The organism is Bosea sp. RAC05 (genome assembly GCF_001713455.1).
Taxonomy (GTDB): domain Bacteria; phylum Pseudomonadota; class Alphaproteobacteria; order Rhizobiales; family Beijerinckiaceae; genus Allobosea.
This window is the reverse complement of the sequence record NZ_CP016463.1, coordinates 330,645-353,223: the sequence shown is the minus strand read 5'-3', so window position 1 is coordinate 353,223 and position 22,579 is coordinate 330,645. Positions and strand designations below refer to the sequence as shown.

Annotated in this window: 20 protein-coding genes; 10 read left to right on the top strand and 10 right to left on the bottom strand. The window is 62.9% G+C overall.

Annotation, left to right across the window (positions count from 1 at the left end; translation table 11 throughout):
• Positions 1-24: 24 nt before the first annotated feature.
• Both BSY19_RS01685 and BSY19_RS01680 read left to right on the top strand, forming a co-directional pair.
• Positions 25-4,965 (top strand): strawberry notch C-terminal domain-containing protein, encoded by a 4,941-nt coding sequence (locus BSY19_RS01685; protein ID WP_069052581.1) that lies wholly within the window; start codon positions 25-27, stop codon positions 4,963-4,965.
• A gap of 10 nt (positions 4,966-4,975) precedes the next feature.
• The gene (locus BSY19_RS01680) at positions 4,976-6,859 is read left to right on the top strand and encodes a PcfJ domain-containing protein (protein WP_069052580.1); all 1,884 of its coding nucleotides are present in this window, start codon (positions 4,976-4,978) and stop codon (positions 6,857-6,859) included.
• A gap of 3 nt (positions 6,860-6,862) precedes the next feature.
• Here the strand turns inward: BSY19_RS01680 and BSY19_RS01675 are convergent, their stop codons facing one another.
• Positions 6,863-7,687, bottom strand: a complete 825-nt coding sequence (locus tag BSY19_RS01675; protein ID WP_069052579.1) for a hypothetical protein — start codon at positions 7,685-7,687, stop codon at positions 6,863-6,865.
• Entirely contained in the window at positions 7,684-7,899 is a 216-nt protein-coding gene (locus BSY19_RS01670; RefSeq protein ID WP_069052578.1) for a TraR/DksA C4-type zinc finger protein, read from the bottom strand. The genes BSY19_RS01675 and BSY19_RS01670 overlap by 4 nt, the downstream gene beginning before the upstream one ends.
• Before the next feature lie 159 nt (positions 7,900-8,058).
• On the opposite strand from BSY19_RS01670, the gene BSY19_RS01665 reads away from it, so the two are divergent.
• Positions 8,059-8,388: a hypothetical protein gene (locus BSY19_RS01665; RefSeq protein ID WP_069052577.1), complete on the top strand. Its 330-nt coding sequence runs from the start codon at positions 8,059-8,061 to the stop codon at positions 8,386-8,388.
• A 73-nt stretch (positions 8,389-8,461) separates the two neighbouring features.
• Here the strand turns inward: BSY19_RS01665 and BSY19_RS01660 are convergent, their stop codons facing one another.
• The 3 genes from BSY19_RS01660 to BSY19_RS01650 form a co-directional block, all read right to left on the bottom strand.
• Positions 8,462-9,595 (bottom strand): M50 family metallopeptidase, encoded by a 1,134-nt coding sequence (locus BSY19_RS01660; protein WP_069052576.1) that lies wholly within the window; start codon positions 9,593-9,595, stop codon positions 8,462-8,464.
• 64 nt (positions 9,596-9,659) lie between these two features.
• Entirely contained in the window at positions 9,660-10,031 is a 372-nt protein-coding gene (locus tag BSY19_RS01655) for a response regulator (RefSeq protein ID WP_069052575.1), read from the bottom strand.
• 95 nt (positions 10,032-10,126) lie between these two features.
• Positions 10,127-10,894 carry an EipB family protein gene (locus BSY19_RS01650; protein ID WP_069052574.1) on the bottom strand — a complete coding sequence of 256 codons (768 nt, stop codon included), beginning with the start codon at positions 10,892-10,894 and terminating at the stop codon, positions 10,127-10,129.
• A 178-nt stretch (positions 10,895-11,072) separates the two neighbouring features.
• Between BSY19_RS01650 and gmk the strand changes: the two genes are divergently transcribed.
• Positions 11,073-11,768, top strand: a complete 696-nt coding sequence (gene gmk / locus BSY19_RS01645; protein ID WP_069052573.1) for a guanylate kinase — start codon at positions 11,073-11,075, stop codon at positions 11,766-11,768.
• Positions 11,769-11,865: 97 nt separating this feature from the next.
• Positions 11,866-12,729 carry a sigma-70 family RNA polymerase sigma factor gene (locus tag BSY19_RS01640; protein ID WP_069052572.1) on the top strand — a complete coding sequence of 288 codons (864 nt, stop codon included), beginning with the start codon at positions 11,866-11,868 and terminating at the stop codon, positions 12,727-12,729.
• Here the strand turns inward: BSY19_RS01640 and BSY19_RS01635 are convergent, their stop codons facing one another.
• The 5 genes from BSY19_RS01635 to BSY19_RS01615 all read right to left on the bottom strand — a co-directional run bounded on the left by BSY19_RS01635 (position 12,730) and on the right by BSY19_RS01615 (position 18,785).
• Positions 12,730-14,871, bottom strand: coding sequence for a DEAD/DEAH box helicase (locus BSY19_RS01635; protein WP_171905058.1), 2,142 nt, complete (start codon positions 14,869-14,871; stop codon positions 12,730-12,732).
• A 104-nt stretch (positions 14,872-14,975) separates the two neighbouring features.
• Positions 14,976-16,178: a deoxyguanosinetriphosphate triphosphohydrolase family protein gene (locus BSY19_RS01630; protein ID WP_069052571.1), complete on the bottom strand. Its 1,203-nt coding sequence runs from the start codon at positions 16,176-16,178 to the stop codon at positions 14,976-14,978.
• Between the two features lie 8 nt (positions 16,179-16,186).
• Positions 16,187-17,395: a hypothetical protein gene (locus BSY19_RS01625; RefSeq protein ID WP_069052570.1), complete on the bottom strand. Its 1,209-nt coding sequence runs from the start codon at positions 17,393-17,395 to the stop codon at positions 16,187-16,189.
• A 75-nt stretch (positions 17,396-17,470) separates the two neighbouring features.
• Positions 17,471-17,851 carry a hypothetical protein gene (locus BSY19_RS01620; RefSeq protein WP_069052569.1) on the bottom strand — a complete coding sequence of 127 codons (381 nt, stop codon included), beginning with the start codon at positions 17,849-17,851 and terminating at the stop codon, positions 17,471-17,473.
• 97 nt (positions 17,852-17,948) lie between these two features.
• A complete protein-coding gene (locus BSY19_RS01615; protein ID WP_069052568.1) occupies positions 17,949-18,785 on the bottom strand; it encodes a hypothetical protein in 837 nt (278 codons plus the stop codon).
• 155 nt (positions 18,786-18,940) lie between these two features.
• On the opposite strand from BSY19_RS01615, the gene BSY19_RS01610 reads away from it, so the two are divergent.
• The 5 genes from BSY19_RS01610 to BSY19_RS01590 all read left to right on the top strand — a co-directional run bounded on the left by BSY19_RS01610 (position 18,941) and on the right by BSY19_RS01590 (position 22,493).
• The gene (locus tag BSY19_RS01610) at positions 18,941-19,777 is read left to right on the top strand and encodes a hypothetical protein (protein ID WP_069052567.1); all 837 of its coding nucleotides are present in this window, start codon (positions 18,941-18,943) and stop codon (positions 19,775-19,777) included.
• The gene (locus BSY19_RS01605; protein WP_069052566.1) at positions 19,777-20,028 is read left to right on the top strand and encodes an NINE protein; all 252 of its coding nucleotides are present in this window, start codon (positions 19,777-19,779) and stop codon (positions 20,026-20,028) included. The genes BSY19_RS01610 and BSY19_RS01605 overlap by 1 nt, the downstream gene beginning before the upstream one ends.
• Positions 20,010-20,693: a ribonuclease HII gene (locus tag BSY19_RS01600; protein WP_069052565.1), complete on the top strand. Its 684-nt coding sequence runs from the start codon at positions 20,010-20,012 to the stop codon at positions 20,691-20,693. The genes BSY19_RS01605 and BSY19_RS01600 overlap by 19 nt, the downstream gene beginning before the upstream one ends.
• 52 nt (positions 20,694-20,745) lie before the next feature.
• Positions 20,746-21,096 (top strand): hypothetical protein, encoded by a 351-nt coding sequence (locus BSY19_RS01595; RefSeq protein WP_150129387.1) that lies wholly within the window; start codon positions 20,746-20,748, stop codon positions 21,094-21,096.
• A gap of 74 nt (positions 21,097-21,170) precedes the next feature.
• Positions 21,171-22,493 carry a hypothetical protein gene (locus BSY19_RS01590; RefSeq protein ID WP_150129386.1) on the top strand — a complete coding sequence of 441 codons (1,323 nt, stop codon included), beginning with the start codon at positions 21,171-21,173 and terminating at the stop codon, positions 22,491-22,493.
• Positions 22,494-22,579 lie beyond the last annotated feature (86 nt).

The following is a 22,579-nucleotide window of genomic DNA, read 5'->3' as shown; positions in this document are numbered from 1 at the left end:
CATCCACATTCCTGGAACGGATCCATGAAAGCTGCCTGGGTAGACCTTTCCGACTATGGGCTGCAGCTCAACCTGGTGCGGACGCCGAAGAACACCCACAAGCTCGTCATCCGGGGGCTCGACGCGCGCAAGTACGCCACCGATGCCCTGCGCCTGGGCTTCCGCACGCACGCGGAAAACGTCCATGTTCTCGTCAAGGATGTGACCCTCAACGAACTCGGCACGATGGAAGAGAGCGTCTCTCTCTCGTCATGGAAGACCGTCTTCCAGAAGGCCCGGCCGGACGTCTTCGAGGAAGAGCGCCATCTGATCGTGATCCAGGCACCCGGCCAGGCTGCGGCTCCCGCCGTCAAGCCGGTCATCAACGCGGATGGCAGCCGGCTGCTTTCGGGCGGCCGCTCGGTCGGTCTGAACAAATTCGGCCAGGAGGTCTTCGATCTCGATGGAGAGCGCTATGTGAAGGATCAGCGCGGCCAGGGCGTTTCGGAGCGCGATGGCGGTGCTGCGTCTCTCTTCCTGCGCGCCCTGGACGCTGATTCCCTCAATGCCTGCGCGGAAGGCTTCCTGGAGCAGGCCGTGAAGGGGCGGATTCTGCGCTCCGAGGACCTGACCAAGTTCATCGAGACCATCGGCTACGAGGGAGAACGCTCGGCGGTCGTCGATGCGATCCGCGCAGCGTTTGCCCGCCATCTCGCCAAGCGCGGCGGCAACACCCTGGGTGACGCCTTCATCGTGGCGTCGAGGCTGCACGAGTCTCTGGCATGCCTGGCGGACGGCTCTGTCGAGGCCACCAATGCGGCGCCCCCGATGGTCGTGGCTGCCCAGCGCATTCTCGGGCTCGAACCCGGCCTCAAGGATCGACGGGTCGCCGTCGAGGACAACGGACCCGGATTCATCCTGTCGCATCTGCCGAAGCAGGCAGACTATGAGATCCACACCACTGCCCCGGCTTTCGCGAAAGCGACCGCGGCAGTGCGTGCCCTGGGCTCGATCACGATCAAGGACGGTGGAGCCCCGGCGCCGGGTCTGCGCGCGCTCTACTCCGAGCTCGGCTCAGATTACAGCCTGATCGATGGCCGTGTCGCGGCACTCGCAGACGATGCCACGGCCGTCATTCTCGTCGACGCCCCGCGCGACAGCGAAGGCCGCAAGGAACTGGATGCCATTCGCGATCGGCTGGCGCGCGAGCGCAAGTTCGAAGGCGAGGCTCGTGTCGAAGCCGGTCTCTGGAGTGGCCGCCCGGACCAGCCCGAGAAGATCATGCTGGCCGTCGGTGCCAAGCGTCCGACAGCATCCGATGACGCCCTGCCCCCACCGGCGCGTTCCATCCATGACTGGACCTCGCTCTGGACGTGGACGGCTGAGGTCGTTTCCGCCCGCTCGCGTGATGCTGAAAAGCTCGTCGCCGGTGAAGAGGCCGCGGTCAATCTGAACAAGGGTATCGATCCCAACGGCGCCAACAGCTTCCAGGCTCCGTATGTCAGCGCTTCGCGTGTCGGCACGCCCAGCACCATGGTGCCTCGCAACCTCGAAGCGGCGACACGCGAGGCTCTCGCCCGGGTCGTGCGTCTGCATGGCGACATCGATGCCTATGTGGCGCGCGAGTTCTCCTACGAGGTCGAAGAGCTCGCCAAGCTGTTCTCGCCCGAGCAGGTCGACGCGCTGGCGCTCTATCTGCATGCCGAAGAGCGCGGCCGCGGCTTTCTCAACGCAGACCAGACCGGCGTGGGCAAGGGCCGAACCCTGGCCGCCATCCTCCGTCGTGCTGCCATCAAGGGCAAGAAGGTGCTGTTCCTCACAGAGCGGCAGCAGAACCTGTCCGACATCTGGCGCGACGTGATGCACACGAAGTCGGCCGAGTACTTCAACCCGATGGTCATCAACGAGGACGCTTCGCTGATCGACGAGGCGACGAAGAAGGTCGTGATGCGCGGCGCGGCCCGCGAGGAGGTCGATGCGATGCTGTCGTCCGGCGCCTGGCCGACGGGCGTCAATCTGATCCTGGGCACCTACAGCCAGTTCAACCGGGATGCGGAGAGCAAGAAGACCAAGGACACCATCTCCACTCGCAAGTCAGGCTGGCTGTCGAGCGCCATCGATGCGGATGCGCTGATGGCGCTCGACGAATCCCACAATGCGGCGTCGGCCGATTCCAATGTCGGCAAGAACATCGCCGAGGCCGTGAAGCGCGCCGGCTCCGTCGTCTATTCGTCAGCGACGTTCGCCAAGACTGCCGATCACATGGCCTTCTATGCACCCCTGATGCCCGATGGTCTCTCGGGGACCGAGCTCGAAGCGATGATGGAGCGCGGCGGCGAGACCTTCCAGGAGGTGCTGTCCGGCATGCTCGTGCAGGACGGCGTGATGATCCGCCGAGAGTTCGATCTGTCGCGCGTCACGTACCGGACGATCGTGGACACGACCCGCTTTGAACGCAATCGCGGCTACATGGATGCGATTGCGCCGATCCTCAGCGAGCTGGTGAAGCTGTCTGGCTCGATCGACCAGCATATCAGGGCTGCCAACGAGCGGGCAGACAGGCGTGGTGCTGGTGGCGAGCCCGGCGGCGCAGCTGCGCGCGCCGGCGAGATGCCCTACAAGCTCACGCGGTCCGGCTTCGGCAGCCCGTTGTATACGATTTCGCGGCTCTTCGTCGCTGCGCTGAAGATCGACGTGGTCGTGGAGAGTGCGCTCGACGCGCTGCGCAACAACAAGAAGCCCGTCATCGTCGTCGAGAATACGATCCAGAGCCTGCTTGAAGAGCTGGCCGATCGCGATGTCGATGTCGAAGGTGACGTCGTCGCCGACTTCAGGGCGCTGTTCCACCGGATCACGCGCCGGATGACGGAGTCGCAGTTCAGGGACGAGAAACAGGTCGTCCATCGTCGCGACATGACAGCCGGCCAGCCCGCGCTGGTGGCTGCGGTCGACCGCATCCGCCGGATGATCGATGCCCTGCCCGACCTTCCGGCGAGCGCCGTGGACGAGGTCAAGCGCCGCATCGATGAGACCGGCTTCACCTGCGACGAGATTACCGGCCGCACGCTGGAAATCCGGAACGGACGGGTCATGCGGCGCAATGCTGCCTCGTCGACCGTGATCAAGAACATGTTCAACTCGGGCGAACTCGATGCTGTCATCATCAACAGCGCGGGATCGACGGGCATCGACCTTCATGCCGGCTCACGCTTCGCCGACCAGCGTCCTCGCATTCTGATGGAGCTGCAGGCTCCGGCCGACATCCTGCGCAAGGTCCAGGGCCACGGTCGCGTCAACCGTTACGACCAGGTCGAGGATCCCGAAATCTGGTCGTTCCTGTCGGGCCTCCCGATCGAGACACGTCTCGCGGCGATGGAGAACGCCAAGCTGCGCAGGCTGTCGGCCAACACGACATCAAATCGCGACGCAGCCATCCTCGTGCGCGGCATCCCTGATCTGATCAATCCGGTCGGCGACATCGTCTGCTCGCGCTATGCCGAGGCCCGCCCGGATCTGATGCGCAAGCTCGGCTTCAAGGTCGACTCGATCCAGCAGGGTGCCGAGGTCAACCGCACCAAGGAGACGGCTGCAGCCGACAACCTGCGCGATCGGCTCAAGAGCGCCCGCGGTCGCAAGGTTGTCGGCAATGCCGCCCGCGTCGAGGAATACGTGGTGGCCGACACCAAGCGCACGGCCAACGAGATCCTGTCTCGTCTGATCATGCTGCCTGTCTCGGTCCAGGAGCGGGTCTGCAACGAACTCACCGCCGAGTTCAATGCTGCCATCGAGGAGCTCGAAGCCCGCGGCGAGACCCCGCTGCGTACACACGAACTCTCGGGCATCGTTCACGAGCGCAGCCGCTCGATCTTCGACGGCGCCGACTCCGACGATGTGGATTCTGTCTTCCAGGAGCCTCTCTACGTCGTCGAGGGTGCGATCGAGCGCACCGGCAAGCCGATCAAGACCGACGGGCTTCTGGAGCGTATCCAGATCGGTGAAATGGCTTCCGGGCGCGCGCTGGGCTGCATCGAGCGCCTCCGTCTGGGCATGCATGAGATCCTGACGCCCTATCTCCCCGATGGCATGACCGTGGACGAAGCTCTCGTCGCCGGCCACAAGGAGATCACCAAGCGCAAGGATATCATCGACCGGCTGGCCAACGGGCTGGAGACGATCAAGCCCGGCGTCCAGGTGACCTACACGCTCGACGGTGCCGCCACGAGCGGTATCGTCACCCGTATCGATTACCCGCAGCGCGGCTATGAGCACGTTCCCAGCGCCTATGGCGTGGAGTTTGTCGTGCCTGGCGATGAGAAGCCGCGCAGCATGCGGCTTGAGACGCTGCTGAAGGATCCGTCCTTCGCCGTCGACAAGGGGCTGGAGTCGAACGACTACGAGAAGATCCTGAAGCGGTTCGACGACGCGAACGCGATCAAGCTCCAGTCCGTCCGCATCCTGGTCAACAACCTCTATCGGGCGATGAAGTACAATGCCGAGTACAAGCTCGGCCGCCTGGTGACGTTCAAGACCGCCGACGGCGTCATCAACCGTGGCATCGTCATCTCGAATCGCCACCGTGAGCTCAAGTCGCTTCCGGTCGAGGTTCCGGGCGCGAAGATGTGCGAGGACGCTATTGCCGAGGGGATCGAGATCGTCGGCTCGTCCATGATGACCGACAAGTCTCTGTCGCTCAGAAGTGCAGGCGATGGTGCTGTCGAGGTCAAGCTGCCTGCGCGCAACTCGCGCAAGCTCGCCTACGTCTTCGACAACCCGCGGATCGACAGCCTGGCTCGCCGGGGTGTCGAAAGCACAGGCGCGATCACGGTGACGATCCTGAAGACCGAGCTGAAGGAAGTTCTGGAGGCACTGCACGAGGCCGGCGCTGCGTTCTATGCGGCACCCGTTCACCGGCAGTGGACGCTCGACTGGGCGAAGATCCACTCTTCCAGCCGCGAGCGCCTCACCGCGCCAGCGATGATCCCGTGAGGTCGGCATCATGACAACCGTCGAGTCGAACTCCCGCATGGAGCTGCTCAGCCTTCTCACGCTGATGCCTGTCGCCTCTCGCACACTGTCCGATGGAACCCGTCAGATCATCTCTGTCGATCGGACGGGTTCCCCCGCAGTCGCCAATTTCCTGTCCTGCGCTCCTGATGGCACAGCAGAGGCGAAGCGCTGGCGCACGCATTTGATGTCGGGTTCCCCTTTCGAAGTGGTGGACACGGCAACCGACGAGGACGAGATCGCCGCTCCCTTCTCCGAGATCGCCGACTGGTTCGGTGCGCGTGGAAAGCCGTCGGGTTATGCCAGCCATTTCGCGAGCGCCTTTGCGGTCCGCTATCCGCGGTCGGAGATCGACACCGAGGTCGCTCGCGATCTCGGGGCAGCTCAGCTCGTGGCCGGCGGTGCCCCGGCTGTCCTCGAGGCGCTGAATCGCGACGCCCTGTCTGCCCTGCGCGCGATCTCCAGCTTTCCGCAATCAGCATTCGCATTCTATGCAACGCCCGAGCGCGGTCTGTTCCGTCGCCAGGCGGCCGAAGCCTATCCGCTTCTGGCACTCGACTTTGCGACCAAGCCGACGCTCAAGATGGCGATCGATCTCAAGAAGCCGCTGAACGAAACGATCATGCGGGCTTACGGCGAGATCGATACCGGCGTGCCCAAGATGTCAAAGGCGGTGCTGCGCCGCCTGGAGAAGGTCGACTGGGCTGATCGCGGGACGACGCCGGCGCTGCTTGCGGAGATGCTGTCGCGCATTCCGGCTGACTGGTTCCCGAAGAGCCAGTCCGAGTTCGAGGCCTTCATGGACCTTGTCGACGGACCCTTCAGGGTTCTGGCGCCTGAATTGCCCGACGGCATCACATCCCTGGTCGAGGGCTGTGGTGGCAAATGGGCTGACTTGCGCAAGCGCACGGCTCGGGGCGCGGCATCGACCCTGGCGCCCGATGGGCTTTCGCCTGAGGAAGAGCGGCGGTGGAAGCCAACGGGCGATGAGAGCGCCGAAGGCCTGAGGGCTTCAGCACACGGCGCGGTCGAAATGCTCAGAGCATTCCGGGACCAGGTCGTTCTGCCGATTGCGGCCTCGGCTGCCGGCGACTGCGACGTTTATCTCGGACCCGAGAGCCGCCGCATGGCAACGGATGCCGCCGCGCGACTGCTTCTGTCCAGCAAAGCGTTGCCTGCTGTCATGGAGGCGCAGCGTGACTGGCACGTGAAAGCCAATGACATCCTTGAGGCCACAGGTGGCGCTCCAGAGCGGATGCAGCGTGGCAGCTTGAAGGTTGTCGCTGAGGATGGCTGGGCACCGCTGACCGATATCTGGGTGGCTCCCAATGGTATCCAGATCGTGCCGCTGACAGATCCGCGCGAGCTTGCAGAAGAGGGCAGACGCCTCCGACACTGCGTCGGCGGCTACAACGCCAAGGCCCAACGCGGCGACTGCCACATCGTGTCATTCCGTCTGGAGCACGAGGGCGCCTTGCGGCCGCTCTCGACGGCCGAATTTGGCCGTCTGTCAGCTGACAGCGACCGACTGCACACAGTGCAGCATCATGGCCCCGGCAACGGTACCCCTTGCGAACTCGCCAAGGCCGCTTTCAACTGGTTCACCCAGGAGGTTGAGGCGCGCCGGATCCCGCTGAATCGCGACGGGATCATGTCCTATTTGTCAGGACGCCGCCGCCCAACCGACGATGTCCATTATCAGGCTGGATATGACCGCAAGGATCTGGAGCTCGTCGGCAAGGTCGTTTCGGCCTGGCAGCCTCTGCTCGGCAAGCGACTGCGTGGACTCGACATCGAGGCGTTTCGGCAGCTCCCCGAAATGACGGATCTCGTGGAAGCCCTGGCGCCCAGCTTCATGCCGGCATCGCGGTTTTGAGGCTCAGACCGGCCGGTAAGAAACCATAGGCTGGCTAGGGTCGCCGCGGCGGCGGAAGCCGTTCTTGTTGAAGCGGCCCAGGCCAATCTTGTCGAGAAAGCCCGGATTGGGAGCGTCGATATCGACCTCCCAGATCTTGTCCTGTTCGCTCCAGGAATGCGTGTTCTGGGCGGCCGTCACCAGCAACAGTGCGGCCAGTGCGAAGGGCAGTTCCAGGACGACATCCCTGCGCGCATCTTCGAGCGACTTGAAGGACACCTTCGCCCCCATCGCGCCGACATCGATGCTTGACGCGAAGATGACCTCTTCCTTGAAGCCCGCCGGGTGATAGACGACGGCCATATCGATCATCCGGGCAATCGATTCCAGGTGACCTTTGCCGTATCGGTTGCGAGCCAAATAGGCCCTTTCCGAGATGTCGGACACGCTCATAGCAATCGCCGCGAAGGAGTGATGCACTGTCCCGTCGGGCAGGTCCCACGCAGTCATCATGATGATTCGGTCGAAATCCGTCGGATCCGGACAAGCGAAGATGCCCACGCTGCAAGGATGGACAGAGCCAGCGATGGGCTCGACGTCGCCTCGGCGAGGCTGATCCTCGAACTCGATCCAGATCCCGTCTTCGCGGAACCTGATCAGGTCCATGTTCTCCTCGATCGAGGCTGTCGCCGTCTCGATGGCTCTGGCGAGTGAGCCGGACGCTGCATCAGCTAGGCGGAAGCATTCTGCCTCGGAAATCAGGCGAGCGAGGTCGAGATGGGTGTCGACACCGCGCATTGCGACGGTGGTCTCGATCAGGCGATCGCGCAGCGTCGTATGAGGCGTCACCGGCGCTCGACCCGTGTCTGGCAGCTGATGCACCGTTTGGTCGACGGGATGGCGCGCCTGCGGGCCTCGGGAATCTCATCGCCGCAATCTTCGCAGTCGACAACCTCAGGACCGCCGATATCCATCACCGAAGCCTGGATACGGCGGATCTGCCGATCACGCATGTTGTCCTCTCGCTCGATGGCAAGAGTGATGTCGCTCTCTTCGCTCATAACCTGTCCGCATGAAGGCTGCCCGCGGTGAATCGCCGGGCTCGGACCTCAGGCTAGCGAGTGGTGTTTCCTGGTGTCAACAAGGAGAGATTGCCTATTCCTTGACGGGCCATTGATTCTCTCGTCTACTCTTTGAGAATCTTGAACTGGAGATCACCAATGAAACCGATCGCAGCACTTGTGGTCCTCGTCGCCCTCGTCGCCGCGGCGGGGACAGCCCATGCAGGAGAGTTCTCGCGCTTCTCCACGCCTGACGAGAACATCAGGGCCGCCATTCCCACGACCACCCATGGTCGGTATCCGATTCCCAGCGGCCATGGCGAGTACGTTCCGGTCGGCGCCTATCTGCCCAAGCCGGCGAACTCCGCAGCCAATGTCCGGCACTATGCGGTCGGCGAGGCCTCGGTCGACACCTACCGCAAGGTGCGGAGCCGTGATGCCAAGGGGCGCGCCAGGTACGACCGGCGTCGCGCCGCCTGGTCGCGCTGAGATCGCAGACGAGAAAGCCAAGGGGCGCGCTCAGCTCTGAGCGCGCCCCTTTTTGTGTCCGGTGCGAAGAGCGTCAGACCGCCATGGACCTGATCAGCGTCCAGAGGTCGTTCAGTGTCAGCACCGTCATGATGGTCAGGAGCAGGCAAGCGCCGAATATCTGGACGTAGACCATGACTTGCGGCTTCATCGGACGCCGCATAGCGCCTTCGATAGCGCAGAGTACGAGCTGCCCGCCGTCGAGCACAGGAAGTGGCAGCAGGTTCACGACGGCGAGATTGATGGAGAAGACGGCCAGCATGAAGGTCCAGCTGGACAGGCCGTCCGCTGCTGCATTCTTGGCAATCGAGGCCATCCTGATCGGGCTGCCGACGTCGTCGATCGAGCGATTGCCTGACAGGAGCTGCCCAAGGGTGATGATGAAGGCTCGCGTCTGCTTCGCGACATCCCAAAACCCCAGCGCGACAGCATCGATTGGACCCGTCGGCTGGTTGATTGCGCTGCCAGACGTGATCCCAATCCGGCCAACGGTCTGGGCCGAACCGAACGTGACGACCTTGACGCCCTTTGGAGTGATTTCAGCCTCGACGGGCTGCTCGACACCCTCTCGCCTGTAGACGACGAGGACGGGCTCATCCGGATGGAGGGCGATTTCGCTGTAGATGTCCCCGAAGCTGTCCGTGCGCATGCCATTGATGGAAGTGATCCGGTCACCCTGCCGTAGCCCGGCAACGTCGGCAGGGGCGCCAGGAATGACTGACTGGATGACGGGTGGCACCATGGGCCGGCCGTAACCGCTGTAGAGTGCGGCGAGCACCACCAGGCCCAGCGCGATGTTGGCGGCCGGCCCGGCGGCCAGGACCAGCGCCCGATCAAGAGGCGAGCGATACAGCAGGCGCCTGCGTTTCTCATCGGGGCTGAGAGCGCTTCCTGCGCCGTCTGGGGCCACGCTGGTGGCATCCCGGTCTCCAAGGAACCTCACGAAGCCGCCCAGCGGGATTGCCCGCAGTTGCCATTCGCAACCATCGCGGTCTGTCATTGACCAGAGAACCCGCCCCACTCCGATGGAGAACTGGGTGCATGAAATGCCCAGGTAGCGGGCCATTCGGAAATGCCCCCACTCGTGAACACCGACAAGCAGGGCGAACATAGCGACGAACGGAACGATCGTTTCAAGGATCGCGACCAGGATATCGAGCAAAGCCATTTCCGCTCCCGAAGCATCAATGGCTCAATCCTACATCGGCATGATGCCAATCGGAACGGACCGGTCAATGACTGGGGTTACGGGTCACTTTTCCGACTGCGCCGATCAGGCTGTCCGAGGTATATGGCTTGGCGATGAATGAGGCCTCGCGCGGCAAATCAGACGATCGTGGGTTTGCTGTCCCGGAGGTGACGACGATGTTCAGCTCGGGTCGCGCATGCTTCGCCATCGCCGCCAATGTCAGGCCATCCATCGCCCCGATCAAAACCACGTCCGTGAACAGGACCGTGATGTCGTCTCGGGCATCAAGAAGACGCAACGCCTCGTTGCCGGTGCGCGCTTCGACCACGTCATAGCCCGCGTCCGACAGGATGTCGGCGCCATACATTGCAATCAGTGGCTCGTCTTCGACGAGAAGGACAACATTACGGGGCATGGGATCGCCTTTCGCATCGTGCTCACGGCACGGATGCTGCGTGATGACTGGGGTAACGCTCTCGATCAGATCCGGTTCGATGATCGTGATTCAGTTCATCGGTTGCACTCGACGACCTCATAGAGGTCGAGAGATCTGAGCCTGGCTCGCGCGGTAGCGCCTTCCCGGGTGATCTCCATGCTCTGCACGACGCCATTGCCGAACTGGATCGAGCGCACTGTGTAGTCGGGCCCGGTATCGGGCCGGCCGCCAGCCTCATAGAATGAAGACGTCACATTCCACGATGGCTGGCCGTCGAGCTCAGGGTGATCTCCTGGTGTCGAGGCCCGCGGAGACAGAACGCTGGTGATCTCCAACGGCAATGCTCCTTCGGATGAGGTGCCGAGAAACACCTTGTTGGACGACAGCACCGATCTGTCTCGTTTCGCCTGCGTCAGAAGCGTCTTCGTCTGAAGGGTCGGCAGAAGCGTCCCCTGAGGCAGTTGACCGAAGCTCTCCCCGCCCTCACCGTCCGTGAAGACGGCAAATCCGTTCGATCCTGACGCCGCTTGACCTCGAAACCGCGATACCGTCTGGCCATCTCGCTCGGTCGTTTCGTGAAACCGCATGGCACTGCCATCAGCAGCTTCCCACGATGCGTTCGTGGTGACGACACGTGCCCCGGCTTTCGGGATGTCGATCTTCTGCAGTACGGCCCACCCGTCGCAGGCGTTGCCGAGTATCTCATACTCGACCCTGCCGCCGGTGGCCGCGCCGTCTTCATCGACGAGGTCATAGATGGCCTTGTGCGGCTGGATATCGGCTCGTGCCAGCGATGGGACTGCCAGGGCCAAAACGACAGCAATGATGGGGGCGCGGCGCATGGTCTGTCCTGAGGCGACGATTCGATGAATCGATTGCAATGCGATCCTTGAGCGACAGCAAGACGAACGAACCGATATCCACTTTTATTGAGACCGATCCATCCACGATCCGACCAGCGCCTGATTGTTCCTTTGCACGGTCGCGACTTATCGTTTGCCCGTAGAATCGGAGCCTTGCATGTCACCCCTGCCGAAGCGCGGAATCCTCCTTGCCCTCTGCTCTCCTTCAGGTGCCGGGAAATCGACGCTCGCCCGGGCGCTGCTGCGCAGTGATACCAATATCCGGCCATCCATCTCGATGACGACCCGCCCGCCTCGTCCGAGCGAGGTCAATGGGAAAGACTATCATTTCGTCGACCGGGCCGGCTTTCAGCGCGCGCTGGACGCCGGGTTGCTCCTGGAATGGGCGGAGGTCCATGGCAATCTCTACGGCACGCCGCTGGAGCCCGTGCGCGAGCTGATCGAGACCGGCCGGGATGTCGTGTTCGACATCGACTGGCAGGGTGCCGCCGTCATTCAGCGCGCATATCCTGATGACTATGTCGGTGTTTTCGTCCTCCCTCCATCTGCCGAGCACCTGAGATCGCGGCTTCAGACACGGGCCGAAGATGCGCCGGACGTGATTGCTCAAAGGCTGAAGAATGCGAGGGACGAGATCAGCCACTGGCGCGAATTCCAGCATGTCATCGTCAACGACGACGTCGACCGGTGCTTTGCCCGTCTCACCGCGGTTGTTTACGTCGAGCGGGTGAAGCGGCTCCACACACTGGTCGTCGAACAGTTTGCGCCGAAATTGCTCGACGACATCGATCGCCTCGTGGAAGAGATCGCGATTGGCCTCGAATTGGAAGCCGGAACCAATCCAGGCCCGTAATGCCACGACAAGGATTGATTTACTCAATCAGAGTTCCGCGGTGGAAACTTCACCGTCTGTTCTTGTGAGGCGGGTGTCGCTGCGATAACGATCGCCTATGGCACGCACGACACCATTCATTTCCACCGCCACGCGCCAGCTGATGCCGGCCAACACGGCTCACCTCTCCCGCGATCAGGAGGCCGATCTCGTCACACGCTGGCAGCAGCAGGGCGATCGCGCGGCGCTCGACACGATCACGCAGGCGTTCCAGCCGTTCCTCCACAAGCTGGCTCGGCCGTTCGTTCGTGGCGGCATGTCCATCGACGATCTCATGCAGGCTGCCAATGTCGGGTTCATGCAGGGGCTGGCCGGCTTCAAGCTCGAAACCGGCTTCCGGCTGTCGACGTTCGCCCAGTGGTGGGTGCGCTCGGCCATCCAGGAGCACGTTGCCCTGATGCAGACCGCAACGAAGATCACGAACGGTCGCAACCAGCGCCGGATCCTGTTCGGCATCGGGCGGGCGGTCACGAAAATTGAACGCCGCGGCGGAACTGTCAGCGATGCCAGCCTCGCTGACGTCCTGCAGGTCAACGAGGCCGAGATTGCCTCCGTTCGCAGGGCCATGGCGGTGGCGACGTCTCTCGATACACCGCTTGCGTCCGACGATGACGAAGCGAGCACACTCGGCTCGTTGCTGGCCAACGACGATGAGCCGCTGGACCTTCGATACGAGAGAGAACAGCTTCGCTGCATTCGTCAGCGCGGGATCGACGCTGCAGTGGAGACACTCGACCCCCGCTCACGCGAGATCTTCAAGGCACGCAGGCTGCGTGATGACCCTGAGACCCTTGAGGAGCTCTCGCAGCGTTTCGACGTTTCGCGTGAGCGGATCCGCCAGATCGAGGTCAAGGCGTTCGAGAAAGTCGCACGCCACATGCGCGAAAACGATCCCCTCGCCATGCAGGCGCAGGCGGCCTGATCAGGTCGGCTGGGCACCGCCTGACAGCACGATAGCCGCGGCTTCGGATGCGAGATCCGCAATAGCGTTCGCCGACGCCCACCATTCAAGCCGGAAACGGTGCGGAAGGGCTGCGTCGAACTTGCCCTCGGGGATGGCGCCTTTCCGCGATAACCAGGTTCCTACGCGGGCCCGAGCTTCGCGGCGAACCCGTTCGAGAACCGGTTTCAGCATCTCGGACGTCACCGATGCGACCCATAATCCGTAAGGACCAGCCGTCGCATTGAGGCCCTCCCCGCATAGGGCCATGGTCAGGGCCTCCAGCTTTCGCGTCCCGATCCATGGAAGAAGGATGAGCCCTTCTCTCTCGTTCAGCGACACGAACCGATCGAGTTCCTGTGCTCGGTAGCCGGCTCGCGCGTTGGACAGCATCCGTCGCGCTGCCGGCGTCCAAGCCTCGTCGACATGCTGGGTCGATAGAATAGCCCGCATGCGTGCAGCGAGCCTGTCGTGCATTGGCTCTTGGTCACCACCTTCGAACCTCGGCTGCTTGCCTTTGTCTGAGGGCTGGACCTCGGCAACACGCTTGTCGATGTCCAGCTTCATGATCGACCATCGTGACCCAGCGAAAAGCACGCCGTCACCCGGCCCGATCGCGCTTCCACCCATAAGAGGCAATCGGCCGAGCGGCATGCCGGCGTGGATGAGGTCGATCTCGAACGGGGTCGAGAAGACGGCATAGATATCAGGCGAGCCGGCGAGCTGCGCACCTTTAGAGCCAAGGCCCATCAGGCCACCACGATGTTCGAGCAGCCGCACCTCTGGGCGAGCCATTGCCTGACAAAGCTTCTCGAAGGCGGCACGACCGACGCCGGACATCGGCTGCGATCGGGAGAGGATGCCGAAGATCCGATCAAAGCTCAGATCTCCGCGGCTTCGCAGCAGACAAAGCGTCTCGTGGACGACCACTGAGAGGCTCGCAGGTCGCTCTCCTGGTGGCTCCACAAAGCCTTCCCTGAGCAGCGAGAGTGCAGCTGCGGCACAGACGAGGTTGAGGCGCAGGCGCCCCTCCTGGTGCTGCTCAAGGCCTTCAAGCTCGATCAGAGACAGGTCGAGCGTCGAGCGCGTCCCAGCCCTCCGGCCTGAGCGCCCCACCCGCTGACGCAAGCCCGAGACCGACCGTGGCGGTCCAATCTGACAGACGGTTCCAACCTCACCGATGTCGATGCCCAGTTCGAGCGTCGTTGTGGCGATTGCCGTAGCGTGGGCAACGGCAGGATCGCGAAGCCTGCGCTCTGCGGTTTCCCTGACCTCTCGCGACAGCGAGCCATGGTGGGCGAAAAATACGTTCTCCTGCCCAGCGGCGGAGCGTCGGCGGCGGAGAATGTCGCAAAGCGCCTCTGTCATTCGGCGCGATCCAGCGAACACCAGGTTCTTGCCAGTCCCCAACCTCTGGTCGAGCCTTGTTGCTGTCTGCATCAGCCCCGTCTCGATACCGGCTTCCTCGGCCATCGTATCGTCCATGCCTGGCAGCCGAGGCGGATCAAGCGCAACGTGAAGCGATGCATCGAGATCGACGCCCTTCTTGCCATCGGTCACAAGCACAACACGGTCTGGTCTGCCCGGTCGCAGCCATCTTGCAGCGATGGCCGGGTCTCCCAGGGTTGCCGATAGCCCGATCCGCCGCGGGCTGGCGCCAGACGCATCCTCGAGGCGCTCCAACAACGAGGCCAGATGCGCGCCGCGATCCCCGATCAGGAAAGCATGCAGTTCGTCGACGATCGTGAACATCGTTTGCCCGAACACCGCAGCCAGTCGGTGGGCGCGATGCAGCAGCAAGGCTTCGATCGATTCCGGAGTGATCAGGCAGATCCCGCGTGCTGTCTTGAAGAAGGCCTCCTTGGCATCACGGCTCTCGTCGCCGTGCCAACGGATGATCGGCAGACCATGCTCGGCCGCCAGCGGCCGGAGACGCTGGTACTGATCGTTGATCAAGCTCTTGAGGGGCGAGACACAGATGATCCCGACCGACTGTGGCTGGACACGGTCGACCAGTGAGATCGCTGGTAGGAAAGCAGCTTCCGTCTTTCCGCCGGCGGTGCCGGCGGAAATCAGGAGATCGCCCTGCCCCGCCATCAGCGCAGCGCCTGCGCGCAGCTGCATGGGTCGCAAACCCGACCAGCTCTGACCTGAGATCCATCGGCGACATCCCGTAGAGAGGTCGTGATGGGTGAACGTGTCGGGATCGGCAGATTGGGCCGGTAGCATCACCTGTTCAACGCTGGCCGGTTCAACTCGTCTGACAGCCGGTCCAACCGCGTCATCTCAGCCTGGGCGAAACGATCCGTCATCCCCGAGACGTAATCACGCACCCGCCCGGCAACGCCTGCCTTGTCGAGATCGTCAACGCCCAAGGACCACCGCTCGGGGAGCAAGCAGGGATCGGCGAGGAGCCGTTCGACCAGCTCCTTGACACAGGTCTGCCCGCGGTTGGTCTCCGTCATCAGAGCATCATGACGATAGAGGTTCTTGCGCAGCCAGGCCTTCAGGATCTTCTCGTGAGCCGCCATCTCATCGGAAAAACCGATGACGGGCTCATCTGCATCCCTCACGTTGGCAACGGTCACGCAGTCTTTCAACCGCTGCCGCGCCGTCGCCAGGACGTCTTCCACAAACCCCGACATCATACGCCGGAGCAGCTCGTGGATCCGGCGGTCGGGATCGCTGATCATGTCGAGATTGGCCTCGCGCCAGATCTTGCTGATCAGCGGCACTTCGCGAAGTCGATTGGGATCGAGGATGCCGGAACGGACACCGTCTTCGACGTCGTGGCAGTTGTAGGCGATGTCATCGGCCACCGCTGCCGCCTGCGCCTCGGCCGACGCGTAACGCGTCAGGTCGAGGCCGTAGAGCTTAGCTGCGCTGACGATGGCTGCCGGTGGATCCCTGTCCGGATGCTTCCCGATCCAGTCTCCCTCGCGAGAAAGCATCGGACCATTGTGCGCGAGGATGCCCTCGATGGTCGCATAGGTCAGGTTCAGGCCATCAAAGGCGGCGTAGCGATGTTCCAGGCGCATCACGACAGCGAGCGCCTGAGCGTTGTGGTCGAAACCACCCCATTCCCGCAGGGCTTCGTCGAGCGCGTCCTCTCCCGCGTGGCCAAACGGCGGATGCCCCAGATCATGGGCCAGCGCAATCGTCTCGGCCAGATCCTCGCAGAGCCCGAGGCGCCGTGCGATGTCGCGCGCGATCTGTGCGACCTCGATCGTGTGTGTCAGCCGTGAGCGCACATGGTCGCCTTCCGTCCCGCCCACGAAAACCTGCGTTTTGTGGGCCAGCCGGCGGAAGGCAGCAGAGTGCAAAATGCGCTCGCGATCACGCTGAAACTCGCTTCGTCCGGCCTGGATCAGCTCCGGGATCAACCGGGCGCCCGACTTCGCCTCATGTGCCGCAGAGACCGAGCTCAGCATGATCGTTCCTAGAGTGCTGGGGTCGGAGCCATCAGATTGGCGGCGATGCGCTCTCGCTCTTCCAGACCGGAGTGGGCCTCGACGACATCGAGCACGAAGCTGTCCTTCGCATCTGCCTCCACCATGGCATCGACCAGGGCATCGACTGTCAGGGACAATGCCATCGCGACCTTGGCGAATTCCGCTGCCGGAAGGTCATAGGTCAGGGCATCGTCGACAGCCAGGGCAGGCGTGGAGCGCCAGATGCTTTCAACCTCGAAGCGCCTGAAGTTCATGTGCGAGTCGAAAATCTCGCGCGGCGATGCCAGATCGGCATCGAAGACCGCGATACCCTTGTAGAAATTGACGAGCTCCGGATCGCTCAATTCTTCGAGAAAGACCTGATACTCGTCGAACGAGCTGAACTCCATGCGACGGCCCTGCCACTGCGACAGGATCAGCCAGCCGCCGCTGCGCCCTTCTGTGCGGAACTCCCAGTCGCCCTGGTCATCACCAGGCCAGGTGGTCGCTTCCGCATTGACGTACTGCATCAGCGCATCGGAGCTTGCCGACCAGAACAGGTCTCCGTCGCCGGCCAGGCGTGCCTTCCAGAGCACATCGAACGCCGCATCGACCTCGTTCTCGCCGGTCTTGGCCAGCTCGTCGTAATCGTGGATCTTGATGTTCCAGGCGAGCGCGCGGCCGAACTGCATATTGGTCGGATGCGAAGCGTGCTTCAGCAGCCTTGCCATGATCTCAGAGCGGGTCGCTTCGGGGAAGGCGTAGGGCACCGTCTCGGAATTGGTCGCCTCGATCATCTCAGGCGAACGGATGTCGGGCCCTTGGGCAAGCGTGACATCTCGCCCGCGTGCAGCCTGAAGGACAAGATCGCCACGCGCAGGCTCCGAGCCGATGCGTAGGTCGGAGGCAAGCTCCCGGCGACGACGTGGATGGTTCGCGATGAAGCTCATCAACTCAGGCCAGGTCATCGCCTTGAGCCGGTCGAATTCGGCCCGCTGCGCGCTGCTCGGGCCGTTTGAACCGCTGGCCTCGCGCTGATGCAGGTCCAGGACGGTCTGGCCATGATCGTCGTCGAGGATGGCGATGCCGTTGTACTCCGGCCCGATGATACCAGCCTGATAGGACTGATAGAGGACGACCGTCAGTCCCCGGTCGATGCCGAAGGTCAGGCGGGCGATGCAGTCGTCCTGGTGGATATATGGGCCGATCTTGGGCATGTGTGTTCGCATCCTGTCGGGTGGGGCACGCCCAAGATAGAGTCGAGGCTTGAAAGTCAGTGGCAGGCTGAAGCGTCAGACGATGAGCTCGTGGACGCCGACCGGGCGGTGATGGCATTCCGTGCGCGTCGAGCGGCGATAGCCAACGCAACGCCAGTTGCCGTCGTTGAACAGAACGCCCATCACCCGGCCATCGACACCCTTGGGGATCGCGATGAGCTTGCGCACGTCGTCGGCCGTGACCTGGCCGATCGTGCGTCCGAGGTGCAGCGCGATCTTGCGAGCCTCGACGAGCCAGTCACGCCGTGCGGCTTCGAGCTTGGGCTGGATGTCGCGCTTGAAGTCGCTGCCTGCGCGGCTGCTTGTCCGGGAGCGCGTGCCGGCGCCTGCTCGTGCGCGGGTCGAGTTGCTGTTGGGCTGGCGGCTGCGCGGCGCTTCGTTCAGGTTCGGCGTCATGACTGGATCCTTGAATGAGTTCGATTCTTCGATCCTTTGACACGCTGATGAGAGCCACAAGCGTTCATTGCTGGATCGCGATTGCAATCCACGAAAGTCAGGAACGGCGACGACTCCATCCAAGACCGCACTGGCGTGACCCGATGGCGCGAAAGCTTGAGTCCGGCAAACCAGCTTGCCTGCGCCTTACAAGCTTCCACGCATCCACACCGCAGATGAAGGAGAGCTTCACCGTGCATTCGGTCTCGGAGCGCCTGAAATCGAACACCCGCATCGGATAGACGTCGACCGGTTCGTTCGGGATCGAGCCGTCAGCCTTCTTGACGAAGGAAGGTTCGGCGAAAATGACCGAGTTGTCGCCGCGGTCGAGCCCAAACTCAGCGATCTCTTCATCGGCCAGATTGAGCGGGCCTTTCATGACGAATCCGTCCAGATAGCCGAAGGCCTGTTCCAGTGCCTTGCGGTCATCTTCGACGATGTCGCGGATGATCGACATGACCTTTTGTGTCTGGCAAAGCCGGGCCGGGATGAGCCATGAAACTCCGTCCTTCTCGATGGCTTTTTCCTTTGCCATCGCGTCGAGCGTCCATTCATGGCGATGTCCGCGAGGAAGCTCGATGCGCATGCCTCCGACTGCAATCGACAACAAGAACCTCCGCGTCGTCGCCTTGATCCGACTGAACTCGACGGCCTTCTCGGGCCAGGCTTCCGGAGCGTCTGCCGCCAAGGAGGCCCCGATCTTCGCGATCACATCCTCCTTGGTGCACCGCGTGTAGCGCGGCATCACGCGCCAGGATTTCCTCGTTGGATCGAAAAACGCTTTCAGGGCCCTGAGCGTCTCGCGCGTCTTCGTGTCGAAGCGGGGAGAGAAAACGTCGAGACCCTCTCCGGCGTCATAGATGCGAACGGTGCCGAGATCGGTGAAGTTGGTCATGTCGGCTCCGGGAATCGAAGGAGCATTATCTAAAGTCATGGATAGAGCGTCAAATCCTTGACGCAGCGCTTGACCTGTGTGGGGCCGGTGGAAAGGATCGCGGATCAGATTGCGATTCGACCCGTATCGTTTCTTGTTGGAGTGAGGACGCACCCATGGATCTCAAAAGCTGCACACTGATTGGCTCCGACAAGGGCGGTGTGGGAAAGTCGATGCTGGCCCATCTCGTCATCCAGGCTCATGACGTTGCCGCTGGTGAGGTTCCCGGCGCGCCGCGCATCAAGGTGATCGAGGTCGATCACCAGAAGCGTCTGACATCGCTCCTGGGCGAAGGCCGCGTCGACGTCAGCCTGCCGGCCTCGCCATCGATCGGGCAGGCGATGAGCAGTCGCTGGTCGCATGAGAGCTTCTACAACCCGGTCTATTCGGCCTGGGCGGCTGGCGATTCCATCACCGATCTCGGCGCAAACGCCTCGTCCAGCCTGTTCGACTGGGCTCGACACAACGATATCGCCACCTTCGCCCGCGACGACGGTATCGCGTTCCGCTTCGTTGCCGTGGCGACGCCTGACGATCTCGCCCTGCGATCGGCCCGAGCTGCTCTGGCCGGCGCCCGGGAAGCATTCGGTGGCGAGTTGTTCCTCGCGCTCAACGACCCCAATGGCGGCGAGGACGGCTATGCTCCCTATGAGGGAAGCGATGTCTATCGCGGACTGCTCGCCGACGTCGTCTCGATGGGCGCACGCGTCATCCAGATCCCCTACTGCGACTGCATGCTGTACGCCTATGCCAAGGCGCGCGGCTACACCGTGCTCGATCTGCTCCGCAACAGGGACGGCGTGCTCTCCACCATCCGCGCGGCGGCCAAGCTCGACGAGACGACCGAGCGCTTCCAGGTCCGTCGCTTCACCAACTGGGTCCGGGCAGTGCAGGCGTCGATCTCACCGATTTTCGAGCCCGCGGGCTTTTCGAAGCGCGCAAGCGCAGCGTGATGGCTGACACGAACCGGACTACCCGGCTCGTGATCGCCTACACTCTGCTCGTCCTGGGGCTGCACCGATTCTATCTGGGGCGGCCGATCACTGGTCTGATTCAGGTCACGGCAGGTTTCGCACCAATGGTTTTCATCGGTATCGGCAACGGTAGCATGGCGGAAGGCCTCAGCGTTATCGCCATGATCGCCGTTGCGGTCTGGTGCCTGATCGATGCCTTTTTCATCCCAAGGTGGGTCTCGAAGCCGTGACGCGCACAGGGCCAAATTTCGACATCGAGACTGATGCCGGTCGATGGATCAGGCATCCGATCGCAGGTTCTGATGAAGCGGGCCGCGGGCCTTTGGCTGGCCCAGTGGTCGCTGCTGCCGTCGTCCTCGATCCAACGCGTCTGCCCTATGGCATCGACGACTCCAAGAAGCTGTCGCAGAAGCGGCTTGAGGAGGCCTATGCCGAAATCACAGCGCATGCGCTGGGTTATGCGGTCGCAATGGTCTCGGCTGCCGACATCGACAGGATCAACATCCGCCAGGCGACCCTGCAGGCCATGCGCGAAGCCGTCCTGGCCCTGCCCAGGTTCCCTGGCCTCGTCCTGTTCGACGGACGCGATGTTCCGCCGGGCCTTCCCTGCAAAGGGCGAGCGATCATCCAGGGCGATGCCAAATCGCTTTCGATCGCAGCTGCTTCGATCATCGCGAAGGTCCGCCGTGACCTTCACATGAAGGAACTGGCGACGCGTTTCCCGGGCTACGGCTTTGAGACGCATGCCGGCTATGGCACTGCATTTCACCTGAAAGCCATCGCCGAGCTCGGACCGACCACCGAGCACCGCATGACCTTTGCACCCCTGAAGCCACGCCCCGTGCCGGCACCGGCTCCAGCACAGATCGATCTGTTCGAGCGCCTGGGTTCGTGACTTTCATGGTCGCGCGGCATGATCGGGTAAATCCATCATTGGCCGGCAGATCATGCTTCACACACCCGTCGACAAAGAAATCCGAGACGCTGCCACGATTCTTCTGAACGCTGACTGTTCGGGCTCGATGCTCGTGGTCTTCGTCGAACACGAGCCCGATGAAGACCATCCGGGCACCTATCGCGGCATCGGCTGCGACGAAGAGGGTGTGTATCTGGAAGCGACCGATGGAGAGATTCGGCGTCTGGATTCCGTGAAGAAGCAGGATTTCGAGCTGGCGGTGTCGTTCAATCCGGACAACACCTTCATTCAAGAGATGAGCTACGCGTCGTCGAAGTTCGGCAAGGCGTACGCGCTGCCATATCTCACGAACATGACCAACGAGGCGGGACCCTCCCTGTGAAAGAAGCCCTCGTCCTTGGAACAGTTCGCGGTCGCAGTGGCCGTCGCCACGCCGTGGCGCTCCAGGACGGGAGCGTGCTCAAGGTCGTCTTCGAAGGAGACATCCTGCCCCGGATCGGCGCCGATGTGATCGGCATCATCTCCGGTGAAGGCGACGAGATCCGCATGGAGCTCGTGCCTGACCTGGCCAAGCGGCTTCTGAAGGGCAAGCGGGTCCAGATCAAGACTTTCGGGCGCCCCGATCTGACGGCGCGCATGCTGGCTCATCTGCTCGATGGTACGGGCCCGGCCGTCATTCGCCCTGGCGTCGGCGGCATCATCGAGCGCACACCCGATGTCCGGGATCCGGATCTGCGCTGGGCTCTCAGCCAGCTGGAGCCTGAAGCTCGCCGTCTTGGCATTGCGCTGAACGTGATCGACCCGCTGGCTCTTGCCGCTGCTCCCTGGGCTGATCGCGGTCTTGTCGACGGCATCCTGCCAGCCGATTCGACCGGTGAGCGCGGCGCTCTGTCTGATCTCAAGGCTCTGATGGCCGATGCCTTCCAGCCTGCCTGCAGGCGAACCCTCGTGGCGATGGGGCGCGGCCTGAAGGTCCCCAGCGTCGACTTCGTGATCCCTTATTCGCCCTTCCTCACCGGCTCCGGCTTTTGCGCTCGCATCGGTGGTGCCTGGAAGTCGGAATACGCTTTCCCCGGCATGCGATCGCAGGACGCCCGGCGCCTGTCGTCGTTTCGTGAGATCTCGCTCGCCTTCGCCGCTCGCCATCTCGGGCGCATTGCTGGTGGCGAAGAGGTGGCTCGCCAGGTTGAGGAGAGCTTCGCGGACGCGGCTGCGGTCATCGCTTTCCTGCGCGCCGGCGGCGACCCATCCTCTGCCTTGCGATTTGCCCAGTATCGCGAGGCCGGCGCAGCGCGCTGGAATGGCGAGGGTGATTGCCCGCCTCTCTCGTGGTTGGCCATCCGGACGGCAGTCGCCACGGCGGGCGCCATGGAGATCGCCGATACCGAAGCTCTGCTTTCACAGGCAGCATCCCTCGCGATGGCGCATGCTCCGCGGTCGGAAGAGGCGATGTCCAGGCTGAAGGCGAGCGCAACCGACCGGGACGCCTTCGTGGATCTAGACCGGACTGCATTCCGCACGCGCGATGTTCTGGAGCGTCATTATCGCTCTGAGGTCGCCGAACTCGTCGCGCGTCTGGCATCGTCACCGGCTGCTATCGAGCGTCTGTCGAGGTTCGCCGTGATGACGGTTCCGTCTGGCTTCGAAGATGCCTTCGCCGAGATGATCGAGCCGGCGCGCTCGCTCGTCGACCTCGGCGCCGACGAGATCAGGCCGCTCGCCTTCCTCGACGATGATCGCGAGCCATCCCTCGACGAAGTAAGCTTGCCGACGCCCTGAGCGGCATCTCAATCCACGTCAATCTGCCCGAGCCGGCAGCCAAATGGTGGACACGTTCTTCCTGCACAGAGGCCGACATGGTCTAG

Bases quoted from the DNA above. Each gene is read 5' to 3' on its own strand.
- BSY19_RS01595 (WP_150129387.1), top strand. From the start codon at position 20,746: ATGCTTCACACACCCGTCGACAAAGAAATCCGAGACGCTGCCACGATT.
- BSY19_RS01660 (WP_069052576.1), bottom strand. From the start codon at position 9,595: ATGGCTTTGCTCGATATCCTGGTCGCGATCCTTGAAACGATCGTTCCG.
- BSY19_RS01620 (WP_069052569.1), bottom strand. From the start codon at position 17,851: ATGACGCCGAACCTGAACGAAGCGCCGCGCAGCCGCCAGCCCAACAGC.
- BSY19_RS01625 (WP_069052570.1), bottom strand. From the start codon at position 17,395: ATGCCCAAGATCGGCCCATATATCCACCAGGACGACTGCATCGCCCGC.
- BSY19_RS01685 (WP_069052581.1), top strand. From the start codon at position 25: ATGAAAGCTGCCTGGGTAGACCTTTCCGACTATGGGCTGCAGCTCAAC.
- BSY19_RS01670 (WP_069052578.1), bottom strand. From the start codon at position 7,899: ATGAGCGAAGAGAGCGACATCACTCTTGCCATCGAGCGAGAGGACAAC.
- BSY19_RS01605 (WP_069052566.1), top strand. From the start codon at position 19,777: ATGGCTGACACGAACCGGACTACCCGGCTCGTGATCGCCTACACTCTG.
- BSY19_RS01635 (WP_171905058.1), bottom strand. From the start codon at position 14,871: ATGCAGCTGCGCGCAGGCGCTGCGCTGATGGCGGGGCAGGGCGATCTC.
- BSY19_RS01630 (WP_069052571.1), bottom strand. From the start codon at position 16,178: ATGCTGAGCTCGGTCTCTGCGGCACATGAGGCGAAGTCGGGCGCCCGG.
- BSY19_RS01655 (WP_069052575.1), bottom strand. From the start codon at position 10,031: ATGCCCCGTAATGTTGTCCTTCTCGTCGAAGACGAGCCACTGATTGCA.
- BSY19_RS01650 (WP_069052574.1), bottom strand. From the start codon at position 10,894: ATGCGCCGCGCCCCCATCATTGCTGTCGTTTTGGCCCTGGCAGTCCCA.
- BSY19_RS01615 (WP_069052568.1), bottom strand. From the start codon at position 18,785: ATGACCAACTTCACCGATCTCGGCACCGTTCGCATCTATGACGCCGGA.
- BSY19_RS01665 (WP_069052577.1), top strand. From the start codon at position 8,059: ATGAAACCGATCGCAGCACTTGTGGTCCTCGTCGCCCTCGTCGCCGCG.
- BSY19_RS01640 (WP_069052572.1), top strand. From the start codon at position 11,866: ATGGCACGCACGACACCATTCATTTCCACCGCCACGCGCCAGCTGATG.
- BSY19_RS01610 (WP_069052567.1), top strand. From the start codon at position 18,941: ATGGATCTCAAAAGCTGCACACTGATTGGCTCCGACAAGGGCGGTGTG.
- gmk (WP_069052573.1), top strand. From the start codon at position 11,073: ATGTCACCCCTGCCGAAGCGCGGAATCCTCCTTGCCCTCTGCTCTCCT.
- BSY19_RS01680 (WP_069052580.1), top strand. From the start codon at position 4,976: ATGACAACCGTCGAGTCGAACTCCCGCATGGAGCTGCTCAGCCTTCTC.